The sequence below is a fragment of the Alloiococcus otitis ATCC 51267 genome, from assembly GCF_000315445.1.
Classification (GTDB): Bacteria; Bacillota; Bacilli; order Lactobacillales; family Carnobacteriaceae_A; genus Alloiococcus; species Alloiococcus otitis.
Genome location: NZ_JH992957.1, coordinates 117,540 through 139,133, shown reverse-complemented (window position 1 = coordinate 139,133; position 21,594 = coordinate 117,540). Strand labels below are relative to the sequence as shown.

Below are 21,594 nucleotides of genomic sequence, written 5' to 3'. Positions count from 1 at the left end.
CATGCTCCTTTTCTATAACTTAAACTCATTTTACTTAGTATCTTCATGCTTCGCCAAGGCTTCCGCTAGCTCAATAACCAGCCTTGCTGAGGCCTTACCAGCTTGGTCAATAAATTCCTCAAAATCAAGGCTAGCCTCTTCATCAGCCGTATCGGATAAGCAGCGGATAATGAGGTAGTCAACATCAAAATTGTAACAGGTTTGGGCCACAGCCGCCCCTTCCATTTCAGTCACTAAGGCCTTGGGGAAGTGGCTTTTAACTTGCTCAACCTGGTCCTTACTAGCCACAAATGAATCCCCTGTCACCATCAAGCCTGACCGGGTGTGCCAGCCTAATTTTTGGCCCAGGTCTTGAGTCAGCTTGGAGAATTCAGGTTTGACTTTATAACGAGCCGGCATTTGAGGCAGCTGGCCATAAGCGTAATCAAATACCCGGTTGTCCACATCATGGTAGGCCACTTGGTCTGAAATTACCAGGTCCCCGATGGAAAGGTTTGAGCCAATCCCTCCAGCTGAACCGGTGTTGATAATAAAGTCTGCATGGAAGTGACTGATCAATAAGGAAGTGGCGATAGCGGCATTCACCTTGCCAATACCAGATTGGACTAAAACAACTGGGCTTGACCCTAGCAAGCCTTGGTAAAAGTCTAAGTGACCTAAATTTATCTTGGTCAGGTCTTTTATTGCTTCAATTAATAACCTAGCTTCCTGGTCCATAGCAGCGATAAGCCCTATTTTCACTTGACTTCCCCTTCCTAAATAAAGAATGTGAACAATAAAACAATGACCAAAGCTAAGGAAACCGCGATAATGGCTAAGTTTAGCCGGTGTTCCACTTTTCGGTAACGGTCCCGCTCACTTAACCGGCTCTTCTTGGTCTTGCCTTGCTTGGCTAACTTTCTCTCTTCACGGAAGTCAGTCCAAGCCTGCTTTATTTTTTTTAGATTGATCTTCATTTTACCTTGACTGCCTTCATTTTTCATCTAATCACCCTTAGCCAACTTTAATTGCCAATAGTAGAGGGCAAAAATAGTCTTGGAATCATTTATCAAGCCTTGGTCTACCAAATCCCAGGCCTGGTCATAAGACAGTTTAACCACTTCAATAAATTCGTCAGGATCCTGATCCAATGGCTCTTCAACTTGGGTCAAATCCTCACTTTCATAGAGGTAAAGCTTCTCATTGGTGAAGCCAGGAGAGTTATAAAATTCAGTGACATAATTTAGGTCTAAGGCCCGGTAGCCCGTTTCCTCTTCTAACTCTCTTAGGGCAGCCTGGTCAGCTGTCTCCCCTTCTTCGATTAAACCGCAAGGAAGCTCAATTGATAAGCGCTCAATCGGCTTGCGGTATTGTTTCACACAAATCAATTTGTCGTCTTTAAAGGCCAAAACCCCTGCTGCATCACCGTGCCAGACAATTTCTCGACTGGCTTCTTGACCGTTGGGGAGTTCAACCGTAAAGACTTCATATTCGGTGATATTCCCCTTGTAAATTTTTTGGCGCTTGATTGTTTTTTCTTCAAAATCCATTTTATCCCTCACTCATTTATCCTAATCGATTGTAGGATTTTTATAAATACAGCTTTAGTCCAATTCCTACTTTAGCACAGATGTGGTAAACTAACTATAAGAATATGCCTTTTTAAGGAGGATGACCATGACCCGATCCCAGAAATTTTTAAGTTATTTTTTAACTGGCCTGGCCTTTTCGCTGGTACTTGGGGCGGCCCTTGACGACGAATTCAATAGTCTCCTAGCCCTCATCATAGCAGTTTTGGCCGCATGCGGTGCCTATTTTTTAATCAAAAAATCATTCCAAAAGGACAGCCAATCGCCCCAAGTCCCCAAGTTGTCCAAGGATAAGGAAAATTTTTACCGGTCTAAGGGCTTGTCTTCAGACGATATCAAATTTTTTAGACAAACCATGCAAACCAGCAAAAAACATATCCTAGCTATTGAAAAACAAATAAAGTCTTCTAGTAAGCTATCAGCAATTGAAAAACGTCACAACACGATTGAAATTACCAAGTCCTTATTCAAAGATATTGTCATAGAACCAGACCGCCTCCACCAAGTAGACCAATTCTTGTATATCCACCTCCCCTCCTTGGATGATATGACCCGTAAGTTTGTCAAGATTGAAGGACACACTGCCAAAAGCAAGGCAACCTTTGACATTCTAACCAAATCATCGGAAACCATCGAAGACCTATGCCAGGAAATCACCCAGGACTACTTAGACTTTCGCCAAGCTGACCTGTCTTCCATCCAAGCTAGTATCGATATCACAGAAGACAGCTTAGATGACCATGACCAGACCTTTCAAAATTGGAAAAGTATCCATGACACTGAGATCTAATGGAGTAAGGAGATTGAAAGCTCATGAATGACCAAAATAATAACTACTTTGATGACTTATTAAACGACCCCTTTGCGAGCTCTGACCAGGAAGAAGAGTCACACCAAGAATCAGAAGAAAAATCCACCAGCCTAGCCCCTAGCCAGGAAGGCCAATCAACCTTTGACCAATTGCCGGCCGACCACCAGGTCAAGGCCAAGGAATTGTCTCAGAAAATTTCAGACAAGGACATCAACTCTGTCCTCAATTATGGGGCTGCTGCCCAGAAAAAAATAGGCGATTTTTCCCAAAATGTCTTAGACCATGTCCAAAACCAAGATACTGACCATATTGGGGAGATTCTCAACGACCTCATGTACCAGCTGAAAGAAGCTGACCCCAAAGAATTAACCGCAAAAAATTCTAATATTTTCAAGCGGATCTTCAAAAAAATTAACCGGTCCATTTATGAAACAACAGCCAAGTACCAAATGATCGGGGCCCAGGTGGATAAAATTGCTAGCAAGCTAGACCAAGAAAAAGACAAACTCTTGAAAGACAATGAGATGCTCAGCGAACTCTATGAGAAAAACTTAGACTTCTATGAAGCCCTCAATGTCTATATCGCAGCTGGCGAACTCAAGATGGACCAGATAAGTCAGGCCCAACTGCCTGAAGCCATGAAAGAGGCTGAGTCGGGCAATGACTCCATGACGGTCCAGCGGGTCAACGACCTCAACCAATTCCAATCCCGGTTAGAAAAACGAGTTCACGACTTAAAAATTGCCCGCCAACTCACCATTCAGCAGGCTCCCCAAATTCGGATGATCCAAAACACCAACCAAACTTTGGCGGAGAAAATCCAAACCTCTACTAATACTGCTATCCCCCTTTGGAAAAACCAGGTCGTCATCTCCCTTACCCTGCTCCGCCAGCAAGAGGCAATCACAGCTCAGCGACAAGTCTCTGAAACAACCAATGAAATGCTTAAGAAAAATTCAGAGATGCTTAAACAATCCTCGATTGACACTGCCCGGGAAAATGAACGAGCCGTGGTTGATATTGAAACCCTAGAAAAAACCCAAACAGACTTAATTGATACCTTACAAGAAGTCCTAGCCATTCAAAAAGAAGGCCACCAAAAACGCCTAGATGCCGAAAAACGACTCTACGTTATGGAAGACCAGATGAAAAACCAACTCCTAGACCTCAGTCGGGAAGATAAGATCAAGCCTGATGACCATGAATGGTAGATTCTAAGACCATCTTGCTTCCCCCTCTTAAAGGGCTTAAACTTCCATTGTGCATTAACCCTAGTGAGGGTATAATAAGACGAGGAAGGAGTGCTAGAATGATTGGATTTATACTTTCACTGATCATTGGTGGTGTGATTGGAGCTTTAGCCCAATATTTCACCCAAAAAGATGTCCCAGGTGGGGTGATCGGAAATATTATCGTTGGTTTTCTTGGGTCTTCTCTAGGAGGCTGGCTCCTAGGAGATTTAGGACCAACTGTTGCCGATTTTGCGCTTTTACCAGCAGCCATCGGAGCCATCCTAGTTGTCTTGATTTATGATTTAATTTTCTAATAGACATACACCAAAAAGAGTCACCTTGGGTGGCTTTTTTATTTGGTCCTGGTCGCTAGTTTTAGAAATTCTATACTGGCAAAGCCAATCAAAAAAAGAATTTATAATCGAGTAGGAGACTAGCCATTAATTGGCTAGTCGACCTCTCACACCACCGTGCGTACGGTTCCGTACACGGCGGTTCAATATCTTGCGTAAGCAGACTCAGCGATAGTGCTTAGTGGAACTAAGCCCCACTTGCTGAGTCTTTCTGTTGTTATTGCACGATGAAATTCATGTGTGCATGACAGTCGCCAGTACTTTTTGCGTGAATACGCAATCCGTTTGGCTGAATCTAAGTCCAGTCCATATTGTTCCAACTTTGGTATAATAGTTCGTGGACGTTTCCACCGTTTAAGAATCAGCTGTCTGATACGGTGATTTAACCATTGCTCAACTTCTTTGATAAAGCTTTTAATGAAGCCTAAACCAAAGTAATTAATCCAACCGCGGGTGACTCGATTAATTTCAGTCATTATCTTTTTAAAAGTACCTGGCCGTTTACGACTGGTCAGCTTTCTCAATCTGCGTTTGAATTTCTGCTTGGCTTCTTTGGTGGGGATAAAACGATAATCCCCATTCACTTGCTTCATCAGACAGCTCAAAAACTTTAAACGGGTAGGAGACCCAACCTGGCTTTTGTCTTGATTGACGATTAACTTTAAGTCTTTTTCAATAAAGCGTGTGATGCTGTTCATTACCCGTTCACCGGCTCGTTTTGATTTAACGTAGATGACAAAGTCATCTGCGTATCGGACAAATCGGTGACCACGGTTAACCAACTCTTTATCCAGTTCATGTAAGTACACATTACTCAAAAGCGGTGATAGAACACCACCTTGTGGTGCCCCTGTTTCACTTGCGATAAATTCGCTAGTCAAATCAATTACACCCGCTCTCAAAAACTTACGGATAATTTTCAGTATCATTTTATCTTGGATGTACTGTTCAAGATAATAGATAAGTTTGTCGTGATTGAGCGTGTCAAAGCATTGTTTGAGGTCACAATCAACTACAACACGATAGCCTTCTTTATAATACTGTGCACATTGTTTGAGAGCACTGTGCGTGCTTTTCCCTGGTCGGAATCCGTGACTGTTGTCATAGAAGTGCGGGTCTATAATCGGTTCAATTACTTGCCGTCTGGCTTGTTGAACAACTCTATCCCGCACACAAGGTATACCTAACTTTCGTTTTTCTCCATTCGGCTTTGGTATTTCTACTCGTTTAACTGGTTGAGGCTTATACGTTCCATCAAGTAATTTCTTCCGTAAGGGTTGATAATACGCTTGAATGTGCTCCTCTATCTCAAAAACGGTCATACCGTCAATACCTGCAGCGCCTTTGTTCCGTTTAACGGCTTTGGCTGCTGTTTCCAAGTTTCTTCTGTCAACAACTTGCTCCATTAAGTTTGGAGACTTACGATACATTTCTGTCATTTCACCTAAAGTTTACTAGACGCATCGGCTTACCCTTTCGGTTCCACCTATTCTCTCCACCGATTGCCAATCTCTTCGATTGTTTTCTGTCCTATTCGTAAACTTTAACCTCCGTTCTATACTTTGTATGAATATTGTTCAGTCCTTCGCTACAACGTAGCTACTATGACCTCGGCTGACTTCTCACTATTCGTTGTTACTACTAAACGCTAGTGAGACCTCCCCGAGTAAGGTGTGACAACCTTCCACTCATGTCACTGCTTCATTTACTGAAAGGGACTTGTGCAGTATTGGACTTTACTTTGTTATGCAAGCTCATCCATCTCAAATCAGCCTTGATATGAAGTTTCTGTTCGTCAGTGCGAGTGTTTGCCTCCAGCTTCCTTCAGATTCCACCTCACGATGGACACCCTTGCCTTCAGCTAACAGTTCCTACTGCCAGGCCTGCAGTGGACTTTCACCACCAAGTTGTCACCCATGCCGGGCGCACATAGACCAAAAGCACCAGCCTGATTAGACTGGTGCTTTTTTGCTTTCTGGCCAAAAGAATCGAGTTCGGTCTAAGCTTATAAGACTCTTGTATGGACCTTTTGTCTAATTTTCTAAAACTTCTGGGTAGTCAGCTTGGACAATATCATGGCAACGTTGGCACAAGTAACCCTTGTCTTCTGGTAATTCATAAGGATCATCAGTCGTGATCCGGCACCGGGTGCAAACTTCACCTGGCATTTTCTCTACTAAGACAGATACGCCGTCAAAATCTAAGATGCGGTCGTCATCCGGTTTATCTGCTAAGTCCAAAACATCTAATTGGGAGCTGATCAAGACGAGGCGAACATTGACGTCCAAAGAATCCAGTAGGTCTCTTCCTGCCTGGTCAAGGTATAGGGTGGTTTTGGCTTCAAAGTCTTTCCCAATCAACTTGTTCTCGCGGGCTACTTCATTAGCTTTTAATACATGGTCTCGGATACTTAAAAATTGACTCCACTTGTCTTCAAGTTCTAAAGCATTTTGGTAATTTTGTCGCTTCGGCATATCAGATAATTGTACGTAGTCTTCTGGCTCAGACAAGTAGGACCAAATCTCTTCAGCCGTATGGGGGATAACAGGGGCCAGTAATTTGGCCAAGACAAGTAAGATTTTGTAGAAGACTGTCTGTACTGCTCGGCGGCTTTGGGCATCTTCTGGGTCGATGTACAAAATGTCTTTGGAAATATTCATATAGAAGTTAGACAGGGTAACTGTACAGAACTGGTTAACAGTCTTGTAAATATCGAGATAGTTATACTCATCATAAGCAGTCAAGACTTGGTCCACTAAACGGTCAGTCTGGACAAGAATATACTGATCCAAGCCAGACAAGTCTTGGTAGTCTACTTCGTTGACCTTGGGATCAAAATCTTCTGTATTTTGGATTAGGAAGCGGACAGTGTTACGGATCTTACGGTAGACTTCAGCGACTTGGTTCAAGATATCATGTGAGACGCGGACATCAGCTTCTGTATCAACTGAGATAGACCATAAGCGGATAATGTCAGCACCCATGTCGTTGGCAACATCATTAGGGTCAATGACATTCCCGACTGACTTACTCATCTTGTAGCCTTCCCCATCTAAGACAAATCCTTGAGATAGAACAGCCTTGTAAGGCGCCTGACCATTAACAGCAACCCCAGTGGTAATACTAGAGTTAAACCAGCCCCGATATTGGTCAGAGCCTTCCAAGTAGAGGTCGGCTGGGTAAGATAGGTCACCCCGGCCCTTCAAGACTGCCTGGTGGGAAGACCCAGAGTCGAACCAAACATCCATGATATCTGTTTCCTTGGTAAATTGACCGTTAGGACTAGATGGGTGTTCAAAGCCTTCCGGAAGTAAGTCCTTAGCATCTCTTTCAAACCAGACATTGGACCCGTACTCTGCAATCAATGCTTCAACGTGGCGGAGGGTTTCTTCGGTCATAATGGCTGTCCCGTCTTCTCCGTAGAAGATTGGGAGGGGAACACCCCAAGCCCGTTGCCGGGAAATGACCCAGTCGCCCCGGTTTTCAACCATGTTATAAAGACGTTTCATCCCCCAGTCTTGGGTCCAGTCGACTTTTTCCACTTCATCTAAGATGGCTTGTCTAAACTTGTCAATGGAAGCAAACCATTGTGGGGTTGCCCGGAAAATGACCGGCTTTTTAGTCCGCCAATCATGAGGGTAGGAGTGGGTTCTAAATTCCATATGAAGGAGGGCATTGTTTTCTTTTAAGAGGTCGGTGGACTTGATATTGGCATCATCGTAGAACAAGCCTTCAAATTCTGGCACTTCATCTGTAAAGTAACCCTTGTCATCAATTGGTGATAAGACAGGCAGGTCATATTTTTGGCAGACAATATAGTCATCGTCCCCGTGCCCTGGAGCAGTGTGGACCAAACCAGTTCCGCTATCGAAAGTAACGTGGTCACCGAGGATAACCAGAGACTCTCGGTCTAAGTATGGGTGGAGGCAGATAATATTCTCCAAGTCTTCCCCTTTAATGGTTCGGACGAGTTCAATATCTTCCCAGCCCACTTTTTCAGAGACTTCATCAATCAACTTGGTGGCCACTACATAGTTTTGGCCCTCAACTTGGTAAACTCCATACTCCCCTTCAGGGTGGACAGCAATAGCCAAGTTGGAAGGTAGGGTCCAAGGGGTGGTGGTCCAGATCACAATTTTATCGCCTTGGTCAAGCACTCCCTTGCCATCCTTGACATCAAAGCTAACGTAAATACTAGGCCCTCTAACATCCTTGTATTCGATCTCCGCTTCGGCCAAGGCTGATTCACTGGATGGTGACCAGTATACTGGCTTGAGACCCCGGTAGATGTAGCCTTTTAGGGCCATTTCACTAAAGACTCGAATTTGAGCGGCTTCATAATCCTTGGTCAAGGTCACATAAGGGTCGTCCCAACGGCCAAGAACGCCTAAGCGTTTAAAATCCTTTCTTTGCTGGTTAATTTGGTCCCAGGCATAGTCTTCACATAATTTTCTGAATTCCGCCACGGACATGGACTTGCGGTCCACCCCAGACTTGGTCAAGGCTGACTCAATAGGTAAGCCGTGGGTATCCCAACCCGGCACATAGGGGGTGTAGTAACCTGCCATGGTCTTGTAGCGGTTGATAATATCTTTTGTAATTTTATTTAAGGCGTGGCCGATGTGAATGTTCCCATTGGCATAAGGAGGGCCATCGTGTAAGATAAAGGGCTCCTTATCCTTGTTTTTCTCTAGCATTTGTTCAAAGAGTTGATCCTCTTCCCACTTTTTTTGGTAGGCCGGCTCTTTTTGGGATAACTTGGCCCGCATTGAAAAATCAGTTTTCAATAAGTTTAAAGTATCTTTAACTTCCATCTTAAAATCTCCTTTTCTATAAAAAAAAAGACTTCATCCCCAAGGACGAAATCTTCGTGGTACCACCTTTATTCGAGCTGGTAAAAATACCAACTCCTCTCCTTCTTTAACGCAGAAGAACGATTATGGCTAAATCAATCTCACCACAATATGACCTAGATGATATACAGTTTTGTGTTACCACCAGCTCTCACCCCACCTGGCTCGCTTTGATTAGGGACAAAACCGTACCTGTTCTAACTATTGGTATCTCTATTTATAAAAGTTGTTAGTTAAAATTATATGAGTAATGGAAAAGAAATGCAAGGGGGGAGCTTTAGATTTTAGTCAGAATCTTTGCTTCTTTCATCTTTATCTTTTTGATCCTCTTCCTGGCCAGCCGGTATTTCCTGGGCTGGTCTTTGGCCATCTTGATCTATTTGGTCTTGGTCTGGCTGATCATTACTGGATTCAAAACTGGAATCTTGGTCTTCAGCTTGATCTTGGTCCGATAGTTTAGCCTTTAATTCAACAGCCTCTTGGGTCTTGTCTAAGTCAATTTGCTTAAAGGTTTTGAGACTCATGACCTTGTCCCAACGGTTGTCCATGAGGGTTGAATGATAGGTTTTGACCATGTCGTGGAGGCCTTTTTTAAAGCGGACACTCTCTTGTCTCAAGGCTTCCATTTCTTCTTGGACGAAGTGGACATTATCAATCGCCTCTTGGAGGATTTGCCGGGCTTCTTCCTTAGATGACTGACGGATTCGGTCAGCTTCCTCCCTGGCCTCGGTAACCAAGTGGTTGGCCTCTGCATGGGCATCTTCTTTGAGCCGGTCTGCAGCATCCTGGGCAACTAAGATGGACCGGTTAAGGGAATCATGTTTCTCAACATATTCATCCAATCTTTCGGTTAAACGGTCCAACTTTTCTTCTAAGTCTTGGTTTTTTTGGTCTAGGTCTCTATAGGCCTGGCTCACTTCATTTAAAAAGCTGGCTACTTCCGCTTGGTCATAACCCCTTAAACGGGTGGAAAAGGCTTTGTTTTTAATCTCATCTGACGTAATCGACATCCGTCTTCCTCCTAGCGTGAAACTAGTCTATAAAATTCAAATTAAAATAACAAGTGATTCACTATTTGTGCAATAATTTTTTGACTTCGATCAAGACCTTGTCCTTCTTTGTCTGCTTGACCGCCCTTAGAAATTGCAAGCGACCAAAGCCCCGAACAGAAACCATATCCTCTTCTTCTAAAACCAGGCCAGCTTGGTCAACCTGGCCAAAGTTAAGCTTGACCCGGTCCTGGTCAACCAGACTTTTAGCCTTGGACCGGGCCAAGTTCAAACAAGATGCAATAAAGGAATCCAGCCTTAAAGAAGAAACAATAACCTGGTCTACGGTCCAATCTTCCTGGTTATCGATAATGTCGGTCTGGTCTAGGGAGTATAAGCGTACAGGACTGGACCCCACCCGGTCGACCTGGATGGTGATAAAATCACTCAGGCCCTGGTCAATAAAAAATTGCCAGCGTCCCGAATCCGATATAATGTCCCCTAATTTATCCCGCTTGATACCCGTCCCTAAAATAGACCCCATAATTTGCCCGTGGCTGAGCTTATTAAATTTGTGGGGGTAGTCGATTTCAAAACCAGCAATGTCATAGCTCAATTCATGAGTGGGTAAATATTCTGGATAAATCAAGCTACGTTGACGCTCAGCCCCTGGGTGTCCGCCCCAATAGGAAACCTGCAAGTCAGGATACTGGGCAACAATAGTAGCTAAGATATAAGCTTGTCTGGGGTCCAAAAATGAGGTTAGGTAAGGAGCATAAGTATCACTTACACGCCTTACCCAATCCACTGCTAGGTCAATATAATCTTTTTCATTCGGTCTAAAGTGTTGGTATAAGTCTTCCATGGTCAAATCCTTTAGCTAAAAGACATATCTAAGCAGGAGGTTGACAATCGCTACTACTCCCTGTTCAACAAAAAAGAGGGAAAAATAAGCCACTAAGCCAGCAATACTGATGCGACCAATTGGGGGAATAAACTGTCTAAATATCCCCACATAGGGCTCACATAATTTTACCAAAACTTGTCCAAGTGTCGATTGGTAGGCACCGGGCAACCAAGATAGTAAAAAGTAAATCAAAAGCAACCAACGGTAAAGGTTAATCAATTGAAGGCTAATTTCACCAAGGATCACTATTAAATTGGACATTTACATTCTCCTCAACCTGTTTATTCCTCCCGGTCCAAGCCTGAAATGTCATTTGCATCAATTTCAATATTGGCTGGAGTTGCAAGGAATATCTGGTCGCCTACCCTTTGGATGTCGCCACCGATCGCGTAGGTGACTCCCATCATAAAGTCAATGACTTTCTTAGCCTGGTCCTTATCCATCCGGCGAAAATTTAAGATAACGGACTGGTTGGTCAACACTAAATCTGCTATTTCCTTTACTTCAGAATAGAGTCTCGGCTCTACAACCTTAATCCGAAGCTTTTGACTTTGATTTTTATTCATGGATACCAAACTGAGTCCTCCACTCTTGTCTTCCTCTTGCGGGGTGGAGCTTGCTCCTCCTGGTTGACGACTTTGTCCTGTCTTTAGCCTGGGCTCCTTTTGCTTGACTGCTTGGTCTTGACTACCTTCTTCATCATCAAGCATGAAAAAATTCGAAAATGTCTCTTTCAAACTCATCCTATTATCCTTTCAAAAGGGCACTAATTCTTGCGGCGACGTCTAAAGAAAGGAGGGGTATCCAATTCGTCATCATCACCAGAGTCTGCTGGCTGGTCCTTACTATCGTCATTGAACAGGTTTTCGGACCGATCGACTTCCCGTCTTTGAGAGCTTGGTCGGCCTTGGTCTTCCCCTGGTCTTTCATTGGATTGGTTTTGCCAGCTAGAGAAGCTAGACTCACTAGTTGATCGAGCTTGATTTTTTTGACTAGGACCTTGGCTACGGTTTGAAGATTTAGAAGATTTCTCGCCCATGTCTTTACCAGTGATACCAGTTGCAATAACGGTAACGATGACCTCATCTTCCAGGTCTTCATTGATGGAAGTACCGAAGATAATATTAACATCACCAGAAGCAGCAGCCCCGACGATATCAGAAGCATCTTGGGCTTCAAAGAGGGTTAAGTCTTGGTTACCGGTTATATTTAATAGGACATTTTCAGCCCCATTGAGGGAAACTTCCAGAAGTGGAGATGAAATAGCTTTCTTAGTAGCTTCAGCCGTTCTATTCTCACCTGAAGCAGACCCAATCCCCATCAAGGCAGAACCTTGGTTGGCCATCACCGTTTTGACATCGGCAAAGTCTAAGTTGACGTAGCCTGGATTGGTAATCAAGTCAGAAATACCTTGAACCCCTTGGCGGAGAACATTATCTGCTTCTCTGAAGGCTTCCATCATCGGCGTTTTCTTGTCCACAATTTCTAGCAAGCGGTTGTTGGAGATGGTGACAAGGGTGTCAACATGTTCCCGCATTTGGGCAATCCCTTCGGCCGCAAAGCGCCCACGTTTTGGTCCTTCAAAAGTGAACGGCCGGGTAATAACGCCTACAGTTAAAGCCCCTTGTTCTTTGGCAATGCGGGCAATAATGCCTGCCCCACCAGTACCAGTACCGCCACCCATACCAGCAGTAACGAAGACCATGTCAGCTCCTTCAAGAGCTTCGGCAATGGTTTCTTCACTCTCTTCAGCCGACTTACGGCCAACTTCTGGATTAGCTCCGGCACCGAGTCCCCTGGTTAACTTCTCTCCGAGTTGAATTTTAGTCTCAGCTCGGTTGGCATCAAGGGCTTGGACATCTGTATTGGCTACAATAAATTCAACGCCTTCGACTCCATCTTCAATCATCCGGTTAACGGCATTGCCACCAGCACCGCCAACACCAATAACCTTAATCTTTGCGCCACCTGAAACTGTATTATCTAAGTTGAAATCCATTATGAGTATTCCTCCTGAAATCCTTATTTAATCGAAAAATGTAGTAAAGAAATGCTTGATTCTGTCTGTAAAATTGCCTTCTTCTGGACTATCCGACTGACTAGCTTGGTCTCCTGCTAGCTCATCTTGCGTTTTTTGGTCCAGACTTTGGACTGAATCATCCTGGTCAACTATCCGGTTGGCGGGCTGGCTATCTGGATTAATACCGATATTTTGCAAGATGGACTGGTTAATGGCCCGCTCTATATCAGAAGTCTGGGCTTGGTAGAGAGTCAAGCCCACTGCCACAGTGAAGGCGGGAGTTCGGATACCCATGTAGTCGGGAATGTAGAGCTCTGACCGAACCTTGAAGATGTCTTCAGCCAAGCTGTCAATACCTGGTATGGCAGCTGAACCGCCGGAAATAACGGCACCACCTGGCAATTGGAAGGCGTTAATTGGGTCAAGGTCAGCCTTCACTTTTTCAAAGATTTGGCTAATCCGGGCTTCAATAATTTCACCGACATAGGATTCTTTAATCTTCACAGGTTCATTTTGACCTACAACGTCTACTTGAACAGTTGAATCAGACTGACTTTTAATGGCCCCAACTTCTCTTTTGAGCTTTTCTGCATTTTGCTGTGAGGTGTTGATGACAATGGAAATGTCTTTTGTAATATATTCTCCGGCTTCTTGGACCACATTGGCATACTTCACTTGCTCATCGTGAATGGCTGATAGGGTCGTTTGACCTCCGCCTATATCCACCATAACTGTACCAAAATTCCGCTCATCCTCAGACAAGGCTACCTTGGCCATGGCTTGGGGCTGGAGAATTAAGGCAGCAATTTGATAGCCCGCTTTTTCAACACAACGTCGAATGTTATGTAAAATTGTTTTAGGCACTGAAATTGCTGTCCCGTAAAGTTCTAACCGCTGGCCCACCATGCCTCTCGGATCATGAATTTCATCAAAACCATCTACAATAAATTCTTCTAAACTGACGGATAATAAGTCTCTATCTGGCGGAACGATATTAGCAATGGACTGGTTGACTACCCGGTTGACTTCCTGGCTGTCTATTTCCTTGGACCGGTCATCTACAGTAATGACCCCGTGACAGGGTTCAATACTAACACCATTAGCAGGAACTCCAACAATGAGCTGGTTGATCATAACACCAGTCTTATCAGCAGCCTGCTTCACTGCGGTATGAATGGCCTGGACGGTAGCATCTATATCGACAACCATGCCCCTTTTTAAACCTTTTGATTGAGCTTTTCCTACTCCAATAACTTTGAGCTGATTATTATCAACTTCACTGACAACTACTTTTATTGAAGTGGTTCCAATATCAAGGCTTGTATAAACCCCACTTTTCATATTCATTGAAACCTCCATATCTAAAACATTCTATTATCTGTTTAATTTTACCATAAACACTAGCATTTGTTTAATAATCTTCCTGGATCTTTACAGGATTGTCACAAAAACAAAAGAGGCTTAATGATTGACCAATAAGGGAGTCTAACTCCCTTCAAAAGCTATTAGCTTATAAGTCCTATTCTGTTTGTGAGTCAGCTTGGGGCGGGTCAACTAAATTAGCCGGGGCTCTTTCTTGGTCCTCAGGATTTGCTGGATTCACTTCTTGGTCCTGAGCGTCCTCTTGCTTTTCTTGGCCTCCACTATCTTGCTCATGGTCACTCTCCCCTGCTTCTTCCTGGCCAAAGGGTCTAAAGAAGCTACCGGCTTCTAAGTCAAAGATTCCTGGCACATTGTCTACGGCTGCAGTGAGTTGTGGATAGTAGTTAATCCGACGGGCAAAGTAAGGAACATTGATTAAGACCTGGTTGCCGTCTGTCATATTTAATTTTAGTAACTTAGGATTGCGGTCCAAGTCCAGCCATTCAATTTCGGAAATCTGGCTTAAGACCGAATCGTTGGTCTCCTTTAACTCTCCTAAAAGCTGGTCGAACAAGTCACTTTCAGGCTCAAAGTTTAAAAGCAAGGGGACAGAATTTCTTGGATCTTGGGCTGGTGTTAAATCCTTGTTTTCTAAGATATCATAGAGGTCTTCTGACCCCTCTTCAGCATCCACATGAATTTGGCCTAAGAGGTCATATTCTTCAACCTTCACGCCAAGGGTCTGGTAGTCTTCCATCCTTATTGTAACGGCTTGGATATAGTCTTCTCGGTCTAGCAAGGCCTTGCCAAAATAGCTTCGGTCTAGCCAAGTTTCCACCATGGGGCTGGCTGGCTGCAAGCCACTGGATTGGATAACTTCTTCATCAGATACTTTTTCATTGCCTTCAACTTGGATGGTTTCAATCTTGTTCAAGGGCGAAAGGAGGTAGAAGCTTGCAAGAAAAACGAGGGAAAAGGCCAGGATCAAAGAAGTCGCCTTTATCCGACTTATTTTTTTACTTTGAGGACCGAACTTGCCCTTAGTTTTCACCATTCATCCGCCTCCCTTCCATTAATTGAGATCTGACTTAATGTCTTCCTTAACTATGGACAAGATGAGAGCGATCAACTTGTCTGAAGCCTGGGGCTGGCCCATTTCCTTAGCTTGTTGGGCCATCTTGTTTCTTTTAACGTCATCATGCATGAGGCCATCTAAGTGGTCCAAGAGGCTTTGGCCATTTAAATCATTTTCTTTAATCATGAAGGCAGCTTGCTGGTTAACCAAACTCATGGCATTTTTGGTTTGGTGGTCAGCCGTCACATTAGGACTTGGAATTAAAATGCTGGCCAAGCCCAAGGACATGATTTCAGCTAGGGTGGTAGCCCCACTGCGGCAAACCACCAAGTCAATCGCCTTAAACACTTGGGGCATGTTATCAATATAAGATTCAATAAAAATGTTTGGCGCCTTAAGATAGCCATAGCGGGTATCAATTTCCTGTTTTATCCGACTATAATTGGCTGACCCTGGCACAAACAAGACCTGGTAGTCCCGCTCAGCCAGTTGACTGTATGCCTCAACAAAGGCCTTGTTAATAGCATAAGCCCCCCTGGATCCACCAAAAATAATGACAGCAGGCCGGGACATGTCCATGCCATACTTGTGGAGGCTAAGACCACCCTTGACTTGGCTGACTTCCTGACCTCTTGGGTTGCCAGTTAAAACCAGCTTATCCTTATACTTGACAAAGGATTTTTCCGCTTCCTGGAAACTGAGGGCAATCTTGTCTACATACCGGGCCAAAAACTTATTGGTCACCCCGGCGACACTATTTTGTTCGTGAATCAGGCTTGGAATGCCTAATTTAGCTGCCTGGTATAAGACTGGGGCACACACATAACCACCTGTCCCAACCACCACATCAGGCTTAAATTCCTTGATAATTTGCTTGGACTTGCTCAAGGCTTTTAAAAAATAAACCAGGCTCTTCGCATTATATTTCAGGCTTTTGAAGTTAAACTTCCGACTAAAGCCTTCTACCTTGATTGGGATAAAGTCAAGGCCTGCTTGAGGAACCAATTTACTTTCCAGTCCCCTTTGAGTTCCTACATACAAAAACTCGACATCTGAGTGTAAACTGGCTAAGTGCTTAGCAAGGGCCAGGGCTGGATAGATATGGCCCCCTGTCCCCCCGCCTGACAATAAAACTTTTAATGCTTGTTTTTTAGTTTCCATACTTGCTCCTTTGCTCTAGTCTTTCAACCAGTTGCTGGATAGCTTCGACATAATCTTGTCCTCTCTCTTCAAAGTTAGCATATTGGTCCCAACTTGCACAAGCAGGAGAGAACAAAATGACTTGTCCTGGCTTACTCAAGTCATAAGCCACTTCAACTGCTTCTTGAACGGTCTGGACAAGCTCAACATCTTCAATGTGACGGTCTTTGAAATACTGGGCTAGCTTGCCTTGGGTCTGGCCAAAGCAAACGACCCCCTTAACCTTGTCTAAGGCATGGTCAAGCTTGGTGAAATCATCTTGACGGTCTAAGCCCCCCACTAATAAGATGGTATCTTGGTCATAAGCTTCTAAAGCCTTTTGGGTAGCCAAGCTATTGGTTGCCTTAGAGTCATTGACAAAAAGTCGGTCCTCATACCGCCCAACCACCTGGCTACGGTGGGCAACCCCCTTGAAGTGGTTGACAGCTTGGGCAATGGTTTGGTTAGAGAGGCCTTTTATTTTAGCCACACAAACAGCCGCTAAAATATTTTGGAAGTTGTGGCTACCGGATACTTTGACTTGGTCTAAGGCCATGATAGGCTCTTGCTGATAGATAAGGTAACCATCCTTGATATAGGCTCCCTTATCCACTTGACCCTTGTCCGTGTAGGGGACCAGTTGGGCTTTAGAGTATTTTTTGACCAGGCTAGCCAATTCTTCCTGACCCTGGTAGTAGACTAGGTAATCATCCGGACCTTGAGCCTGGGTAATCCTTAGCTTAGCCCTAACATATTCCTCCCGACTCTTATGATAGTCCAGGTGGGCGGAGTAAATATTGGTAATAACTGCTATATGAGGGGTGAAATAGGTCAGTGACTGTAGTTGGAAACTAGAGAGTTCGACAACCAGGTTAGATTCAGCTTTAATTTCTAAGGCCAAGTCACTAACCGGTTGGCCAATATTGCCTAGCTTGTAGACTGGTTTAGGTTCAGGGCTTTCCGCTTGATCTTGGGCTAAAATATCATAAATTAAAGATACGGTAGTTGTCTTGCCATTGGTACCGGTAACAGCGATGGGCTTGGCTTTTAAGATGCTTCCTGCCACGTCCACTTCAGTTAAAATGGGAATAGCCAGTTTTTCAGCCTGGCCTACCACTGGATTGGTGTAAGGAATGCCCGGATTCTTGACGACAAAGTCAAAGCTTGCATCAAGTAAGTCCTCTGGGTGGTAGCCGGTGATAACTTGGAAGCCCTCTTCAATTAAGGCCTGGGCTTCCGTATTATTTTCTAGGGCCAACTTGTCATTGACGATAACCTTGGCCCCTAGTTTTTTTAACAAATGGGCCGCACTGAGCCCACTTTTTGCCAAGCCTAAAACTAAAACCTTCTTATTGCAAAATACCGAATCAACCATCTTGCCAAACCTTTCTAAGTAACGTTAAAGATGCAAAAAAACTGGAGCCCTCACCCCAGTTTACTTAATTAATTATACCACCATCCAAATCGTGACTAAAGAAGTAATGATGGTAACAACTGAAAAAATAATGACTATTTTCCATTCACTATAGCCATTCATTTCAAAGTGGTGGTGGATGGGGGTCATCTTAAAGATCCGCTTGCCCCTTGTTTTATATGAAGCCACTTGTAAGATCACGCTGGCTGTTTCTACAACAAAGACTAGGCCAATGAATAACAAGGTCCATTCTTGGTTTAAGATAATGGATAAGCTAGCAAAGACGCCACCGATGGCCAAAGATCCCACATCTCCCATAAAAATCTTGGCTGGTTTAATGTTAAAGGCCAAAAAACCTAGCAAGCCACCCACTAAACTTAAGATGAACAAGAGGACATCATACTGTTCCTGCCAGACAGCTATGAAACTATAAGCTAGCAAGGCCAGGATACTAGTAGTCCCTAACAGGCCATCGATACCATCTGTTAAATTGGTCGCATTGGAAAAACCAACCAACCAAAAAACGACAAATAAGGGGTAGAGGAAGCCCAAGTCAATGGAAAGGGAGAAGGGCAGGTTGACGATAGTCGAAACATCGGCGATAAAATAAAATACCAAGGCAGCTAGGATTTGACCCAGTAATTTTTGTAGGGAGGTGAGCCCCAAGTTCCGTTTCATCACTAGCTTGATATAATCATCTAAAAAGCCAATCAAGCCGTAAACCAAAAAGACCATTAAGAGCAAAGCGATATCTTTGGTTCCCGTCCCGATTAAAAAGGCCAAAGCGATGGTCACCGTAACCGATAAGATAAAGGCTAGGCCACCCATGGTTGGGGTTCCACTCTTACTTTGGTGCCAACTTGGGCCAATTTCCCGGGTGATTTGGCCTAATTGTTTACGCCTAAAGTATTTAATCACTAGGGGCATAAGGATAAGGGACAAAACCAGGCCACTTAAGAAGGGCCAGACGAGTTGTAAATTAATCATAAATATCTCCTATTGCGATAATAATGGGTCTATGGCTAATAGCCATGGACCCATATATTTTGATGTCGTTATCGTGTTTAAAAGCACATCCAAGATTATTTTAGCGATAATCCCCCTAGCAAGCAATCACTTTAATAAAGATTTTAAAATTGCTATTCAGCAAAAGTTGACTCATCCCAAGCCTGGTCTGGATGGTCAGGAGTGTTGGACTCTTGACTAGTTTGACTGGATTCACCTGATGGATCAGACATGGTCACTTTAACTGGGTCGCCAGATTCAATGGTGGTTTGGGCCGGACTATCTTGACTGGTCACATAACCTTCCCCTTCAATTTCCAAGTTTATCCCAGTCAAGTCACTTAAACGTACCAAATCACTCTTAGACCAGCCTCTTAAGTCTGGTAGGGTCATGGCCCCATTAGTCACTAAGATGACCTTCTGGCCACTGGCAACTTGACCAGCTTGGCCGGGGGATTGCTGGACAATTTTATCACCTTGACCAACTAGACTGTATTCCAAATCAGCTTCTTCAACTAGGTCAAGGGCTTCTTCCTTATCTTTTTCGATCAAGTTAGGTACTTCTTGTAAGTCATCTTGGAAATCTTCCCCACCATGGTCAACCCCTTCTTCGAGTAGAAACCGTTGACTCAAGGGGTCAAAAATTTGCTTGACCACCTGGCCACCATAATTTACTTCTTCAGTCAATTGAGGCTGTTGAACCGTAATATAAAGGATATATTCCGGTTCATCAGCTGGCAACATGGTGACAACTGAGTAAATATAGTCCCCGTTAGAAGAATAATATTGACCAGTTTCTGGGTTAACGATTTGGGCAGTCCCTGTCTTAGCAGCAACTGGAATTCCCTCAATTTGATAGCCATTAGTGGTACCTATATCACTTTCCACCCCCATTCGTAGGTAGTCTAAGGTTTTTTGGGCAGTTTCTTGAGAAATGGGCTGGCCCACCACCTGACCGTCCTGGTTTTCAGTTTCAACTTCGGATTGGTCTTCTTCACCTTCCTGGTCAATGTCTTTGATAATATTTGGCCGAACCATTTCCCCTTGGTTGCTAATGGCGGTAAAGGCTTGGAGCATCTGGATAGGAGTAACGGTAATTCCCTGACCAAAAGCTGTGTTGACTTTTTGCAGGTTCCAAAGGTAGGGATTTTGGCCAGGTCTTTCATTTGGTAATTCAATACCAGTCACTTGACCAAAACCAAAGGCATCCAAGTAAGACTTCCAGGTTTCAAGTCCCATAGCCTCGACCAATTTGACAAAGGCCACATTACTAGATCGGAAAAGTCCTTCCAGGTAGCTAATGGTTCCCCAGCCTCCTGGTTTGACGTCCCTAACCCGGCCTCCTGCCACTTCATAAGTACCTGACTCGAAATAGGCATTTGGGTCAAAGACCCCCTCTTCAATGGCTGCTGCCAGAGTAATAACCTTTAGTGTTGAGCCCGGTTCTATTTCATAATCGACTAGGAGGTTCTGCCAGGATTGGTCAATTCCCTCCAGGGTGGTGGCATTAAAGCTAGGCCGCTGACTGGAAGCTAAGATAGCACCATTTTTTGCATCCATTACTGTTGCAGTCATTGTTTTGGGCTTATGGTCAGCCTGGACTTGGTCTAGAATATTTTCTAGATAAGTTTGCAAGCGACGGTCCAAGGTTAAATGGAGGTCGTCCCCGTCAACAGACTCTTGGGCCTGGACTTTCTGGTTGGGCAAAATATAACCATACCGGTCCTGTTGGTAATTAATGACCCCGTTTTCCCCCGTTAATTGGTCATTAAACTCCTCTTCCAGGCCCATGACCCCTTGAATTTGGTCATTTTCATCACGGTCTTGGTCATCTACCTGGTCCGACTCGCTAGTATCCTGGGCTAGTCCAATAATATTTGAAGCAAAAGTCCCATTCGGGTACAGACGAGACTGGTTTTCTTCAAAAGTAATGCCTGTTAAGCCTTGGTCTTCCAAATCGCTCTGTATTTGGCCAACCGTATCATAGGATAACTTGTTGCCAACTGTTCCAAACTCCACCTGGCTGGCATCAGACTCTAATTTTTCCAGAGCTTGGTCATAGCTAATGGCCAGGTGGTTAGACAAGACCCTGGCAACTTGGTCAGGGTCTTGGACATGGATGGGCCGAGAATCTGGGGCCCATTGGTCAGTTAAAATGGCCGTCATTTTATAAGTCTTGGCGTCCACGGCTATGGGGTTATTGTTCTGGTCATAGATGGTCCCTCTCTCGGCTAAGAGAAGGTCACCCCCCTTGTACAACTGGCTAACCCGGTCTTCTAGGTCTTGCCCCCCAGCCCGACCCAGCAACATGATTCCGGCCAGTCTGACCACCACAAAAGCCATAAGGAAGAAGCTAACCGCAATCATGACATAACCAAACCGTCTCTTATTTCTTTGTCCACGACTTTTGGGCTGGCTATTCGGTTTCATTATTCAACCTTCCTTACTCGGTCATTTTGGTTTTCTAAGCCCTGGTCACGGGCTTGGCCATAAACGCGGTCGTAGCGTGACAATTCTTGGATATTTTGCTCTAAATTTGTATTCATTTCAGAAGTTTCTTCGATTTCTTGTTGCAAGTCTTGAACTTCTTGACTGACAGCAGTCAAGCTTGAGGTCATGGAAATGCTGAAGAGGCTCAAGCCCATAAAGGCCACTGCGAAAAGGGTCATGACTAGCTTTTCCAATTTGGTTAAGCCAGGTCTAACTAGGCTATGTTTCATGTCTGAAGCTTCATGACCCTGTTTGACATCAATCTTAGGCCGGTCAGGGAGTTTTGAATAGTTCTCTTGATATTGTCTGGCTAAGTTATCGTTTGTAGGCATCAGAC

The 21,594-nt window shown here is 44.2% G+C and carries 20 protein-coding genes; 3 read left to right on the top strand and 17 right to left on the bottom strand.

Annotated elements, in window-relative coordinates:
• Positions 1-30: 30 nt before the first annotated feature.
• The 3 genes from HMPREF9698_RS00720 to HMPREF9698_RS00710 are packed head-to-tail and all read right to left on the bottom strand — an operon-like array spanning position 31 to position 1,529.
• Entirely contained in the window at positions 31-741 is a 711-nt protein-coding gene (locus HMPREF9698_RS00720; RefSeq protein WP_003776287.1) for a 5'-methylthioadenosine/adenosylhomocysteine nucleosidase, read from the bottom strand.
• A gap of 14 nt (positions 742-755) precedes the next feature.
• Positions 756-983, bottom strand: coding sequence for a hypothetical protein (locus HMPREF9698_RS00715; protein ID WP_003776284.1), 228 nt, complete (start codon positions 981-983; stop codon positions 756-758).
• On the bottom strand, positions 984-1,529 hold the full coding sequence (locus HMPREF9698_RS00710) for an NUDIX hydrolase (RefSeq protein WP_003776283.1): 546 nt from the start codon (positions 1,527-1,529) through the stop codon (positions 984-986).
• A gap of 127 nt (positions 1,530-1,656) precedes the next feature.
• Between HMPREF9698_RS00710 and HMPREF9698_RS00705 the strand changes: the two genes are divergently transcribed.
• The 3 genes from HMPREF9698_RS00705 (at position 1,657) to HMPREF9698_RS00695 (ending at position 3,925) form a co-directional block, all read left to right on the top strand.
• Positions 1,657-2,358: a 5-bromo-4-chloroindolyl phosphate hydrolysis family protein gene (locus tag HMPREF9698_RS00705; RefSeq protein ID WP_003776280.1), complete on the top strand. Its 702-nt coding sequence runs from the start codon at positions 1,657-1,659 to the stop codon at positions 2,356-2,358.
• 23 nt (positions 2,359-2,381) lie between these two features.
• Positions 2,382-3,590 (top strand): toxic anion resistance protein, encoded by a 1,209-nt coding sequence (locus HMPREF9698_RS00700; protein ID WP_003776279.1) that lies wholly within the window; start codon positions 2,382-2,384, stop codon positions 3,588-3,590.
• A gap of 98 nt (positions 3,591-3,688) precedes the next feature.
• Complete coding sequence (locus HMPREF9698_RS00695) at positions 3,689-3,925, top strand: GlsB/YeaQ/YmgE family stress response membrane protein (protein ID WP_003776277.1); 237 nt, start codon at positions 3,689-3,691, stop codon at positions 3,923-3,925.
• A 182-nt stretch (positions 3,926-4,107) separates the two neighbouring features.
• Here HMPREF9698_RS00695 and ltrA read toward each other — a convergent pair whose 3' ends face one another.
• From ltrA to ftsL, 14 genes are all read right to left on the bottom strand, one after another.
• Positions 4,108-5,394, bottom strand: coding sequence for a group II intron reverse transcriptase/maturase (ltrA, locus tag HMPREF9698_RS00690; RefSeq protein WP_040292327.1), 1,287 nt, complete (start codon positions 5,392-5,394; stop codon positions 4,108-4,110).
• A 603-nt stretch (positions 5,395-5,997) separates the two neighbouring features.
• Positions 5,998-8,778, bottom strand: a complete 2,781-nt coding sequence (gene ileS / locus HMPREF9698_RS00685; protein ID WP_003776273.1) for an isoleucine--tRNA ligase — start codon at positions 8,776-8,778, stop codon at positions 5,998-6,000.
• A gap of 323 nt (positions 8,779-9,101) precedes the next feature.
• The gene (locus tag HMPREF9698_RS00680) at positions 9,102-9,827 is read right to left on the bottom strand and encodes a DivIVA domain-containing protein (protein WP_003776272.1); all 726 of its coding nucleotides are present in this window, start codon (positions 9,825-9,827) and stop codon (positions 9,102-9,104) included.
• Positions 9,828-9,888: 61 nt separating this feature from the next.
• Complete coding sequence (locus HMPREF9698_RS00675) at positions 9,889-10,671, bottom strand: YlmH family RNA-binding protein (RefSeq protein WP_003776269.1); 783 nt, start codon at positions 10,669-10,671, stop codon at positions 9,889-9,891.
• 15 nt (positions 10,672-10,686) lie between these two features.
• Positions 10,687-10,974, bottom strand: coding sequence for a YggT family protein (locus HMPREF9698_RS00670; RefSeq protein ID WP_003776268.1), 288 nt, complete (start codon positions 10,972-10,974; stop codon positions 10,687-10,689).
• 20 nt (positions 10,975-10,994) lie between these two features.
• Positions 10,995-11,456, bottom strand: a complete 462-nt coding sequence (locus HMPREF9698_RS00665) for a cell division protein SepF (protein ID WP_003776266.1) — start codon at positions 11,454-11,456, stop codon at positions 10,995-10,997.
• Between the two features lie 23 nt (positions 11,457-11,479).
• Complete coding sequence (gene ftsZ / locus HMPREF9698_RS00660) at positions 11,480-12,712, bottom strand: cell division protein FtsZ (protein ID WP_003776265.1); 1,233 nt, start codon at positions 12,710-12,712, stop codon at positions 11,480-11,482.
• A gap of 27 nt (positions 12,713-12,739) precedes the next feature.
• Positions 12,740-14,080: a cell division protein FtsA gene (gene ftsA / locus HMPREF9698_RS00655; protein WP_003776263.1), complete on the bottom strand. Its 1,341-nt coding sequence runs from the start codon at positions 14,078-14,080 to the stop codon at positions 12,740-12,742.
• Between the two features lie 172 nt (positions 14,081-14,252).
• Complete coding sequence (locus tag HMPREF9698_RS00650) at positions 14,253-15,149, bottom strand: cell division protein FtsQ/DivIB (RefSeq protein ID WP_003776260.1); 897 nt, start codon at positions 15,147-15,149, stop codon at positions 14,253-14,255.
• Positions 15,150-15,167: 18 nt separating this feature from the next.
• Positions 15,168-16,331, bottom strand: a complete 1,164-nt coding sequence (gene murG / locus HMPREF9698_RS00645) for an undecaprenyldiphospho-muramoylpentapeptide beta-N-acetylglucosaminyltransferase (protein WP_003776258.1) — start codon at positions 16,329-16,331, stop codon at positions 15,168-15,170.
• Entirely contained in the window at positions 16,321-17,724 is a 1,404-nt protein-coding gene (murD, locus tag HMPREF9698_RS00640) for a UDP-N-acetylmuramoyl-L-alanine--D-glutamate ligase (protein WP_003776256.1), read from the bottom strand. Before murD ends, murG begins: the two co-directional genes overlap by 11 nt.
• A gap of 72 nt (positions 17,725-17,796) precedes the next feature.
• Positions 17,797-18,750, bottom strand: coding sequence for a phospho-N-acetylmuramoyl-pentapeptide-transferase (gene mraY, locus HMPREF9698_RS00635; RefSeq protein WP_003776254.1), 954 nt, complete (start codon positions 18,748-18,750; stop codon positions 17,797-17,799).
• Between the two features lie 152 nt (positions 18,751-18,902).
• Positions 18,903-21,197, bottom strand: coding sequence for a penicillin-binding transpeptidase domain-containing protein (locus HMPREF9698_RS00630; RefSeq protein ID WP_003776251.1), 2,295 nt, complete (start codon positions 21,195-21,197; stop codon positions 18,903-18,905).
• Positions 21,197-21,589 carry a cell division protein FtsL gene (ftsL, locus tag HMPREF9698_RS00625; RefSeq protein ID WP_003776249.1) on the bottom strand — a complete coding sequence of 131 codons (393 nt, stop codon included), beginning with the start codon at positions 21,587-21,589 and terminating at the stop codon, positions 21,197-21,199. The genes HMPREF9698_RS00630 and ftsL overlap by 1 nt, the downstream gene beginning before the upstream one ends.
• Positions 21,590-21,594 lie beyond the last annotated feature (5 nt).

What these genes read in the sequence shown, in the direction of transcription:
- HMPREF9698_RS00715 (WP_003776284.1), bottom strand. Translation starts at nt 983, where the DNA reads ATGAAAAATGAAGGCAGTCAAGGTAAAATGAAGATCAATCTAAAAAAA.
- HMPREF9698_RS00710 (WP_003776283.1), bottom strand. Translation starts at nt 1,529, where the DNA reads ATGGATTTTGAAGAAAAAACAATCAAGCGCCAAAAAATTTACAAGGGG.
- HMPREF9698_RS00705 (WP_003776280.1), top strand. Translation starts at nt 1,657, where the DNA reads ATGACCCGATCCCAGAAATTTTTAAGTTATTTTTTAACTGGCCTGGCC.
- HMPREF9698_RS00700 (WP_003776279.1), top strand. Translation starts at nt 2,382, where the DNA reads ATGAATGACCAAAATAATAACTACTTTGATGACTTATTAAACGACCCC.
- HMPREF9698_RS00695 (WP_003776277.1), top strand. Translation starts at nt 3,689, where the DNA reads ATGATTGGATTTATACTTTCACTGATCATTGGTGGTGTGATTGGAGCT.
- ltrA (WP_040292327.1), bottom strand. Translation starts at nt 5,394, where the DNA reads ATGTATCGTAAGTCTCCAAACTTAATGGAGCAAGTTGTTGACAGAAGA.
- ileS (WP_003776273.1), bottom strand. Translation starts at nt 8,778, where the DNA reads ATGGAAGTTAAAGATACTTTAAACTTATTGAAAACTGATTTTTCAATG.
- HMPREF9698_RS00680 (WP_003776272.1), bottom strand. Translation starts at nt 9,827, where the DNA reads ATGTCGATTACGTCAGATGAGATTAAAAACAAAGCCTTTTCCACCCGT.
- HMPREF9698_RS00675 (WP_003776269.1), bottom strand. Translation starts at nt 10,671, where the DNA reads ATGGAAGACTTATACCAACACTTTAGACCGAATGAAAAAGATTATATT.
- HMPREF9698_RS00670 (WP_003776268.1), bottom strand. Translation starts at nt 10,974, where the DNA reads ATGTCCAATTTAATAGTGATCCTTGGTGAAATTAGCCTTCAATTGATT.
- HMPREF9698_RS00665 (WP_003776266.1), bottom strand. Translation starts at nt 11,456, where the DNA reads ATGAGTTTGAAAGAGACATTTTCGAATTTTTTCATGCTTGATGATGAA.
- ftsZ (WP_003776265.1), bottom strand. Translation starts at nt 12,712, where the DNA reads ATGGATTTCAACTTAGATAATACAGTTTCAGGTGGCGCAAAGATTAAG.
- ftsA (WP_003776263.1), bottom strand. Translation starts at nt 14,080, where the DNA reads ATGAATATGAAAAGTGGGGTTTATACAAGCCTTGATATTGGAACCACT.
- HMPREF9698_RS00650 (WP_003776260.1), bottom strand. Translation starts at nt 15,149, where the DNA reads ATGGTGAAAACTAAGGGCAAGTTCGGTCCTCAAAGTAAAAAAATAAGT.
- murG (WP_003776258.1), bottom strand. Translation starts at nt 16,331, where the DNA reads ATGGAAACTAAAAAACAAGCATTAAAAGTTTTATTGTCAGGCGGGGGG.
- murD (WP_003776256.1), bottom strand. Translation starts at nt 17,724, where the DNA reads ATGGTTGATTCGGTATTTTGCAATAAGAAGGTTTTAGTTTTAGGCTTG.
- mraY (WP_003776254.1), bottom strand. Translation starts at nt 18,750, where the DNA reads ATGATTAATTTACAACTCGTCTGGCCCTTCTTAAGTGGCCTGGTTTTG.
- HMPREF9698_RS00630 (WP_003776251.1), bottom strand. Translation starts at nt 21,197, where the DNA reads ATGAAACCGAATAGCCAGCCCAAAAGTCGTGGACAAAGAAATAAGAGA.
- ftsL (WP_003776249.1), bottom strand. Translation starts at nt 21,589, where the DNA reads ATGCCTACAAACGATAACTTAGCCAGACAATATCAAGAGAACTATTCA.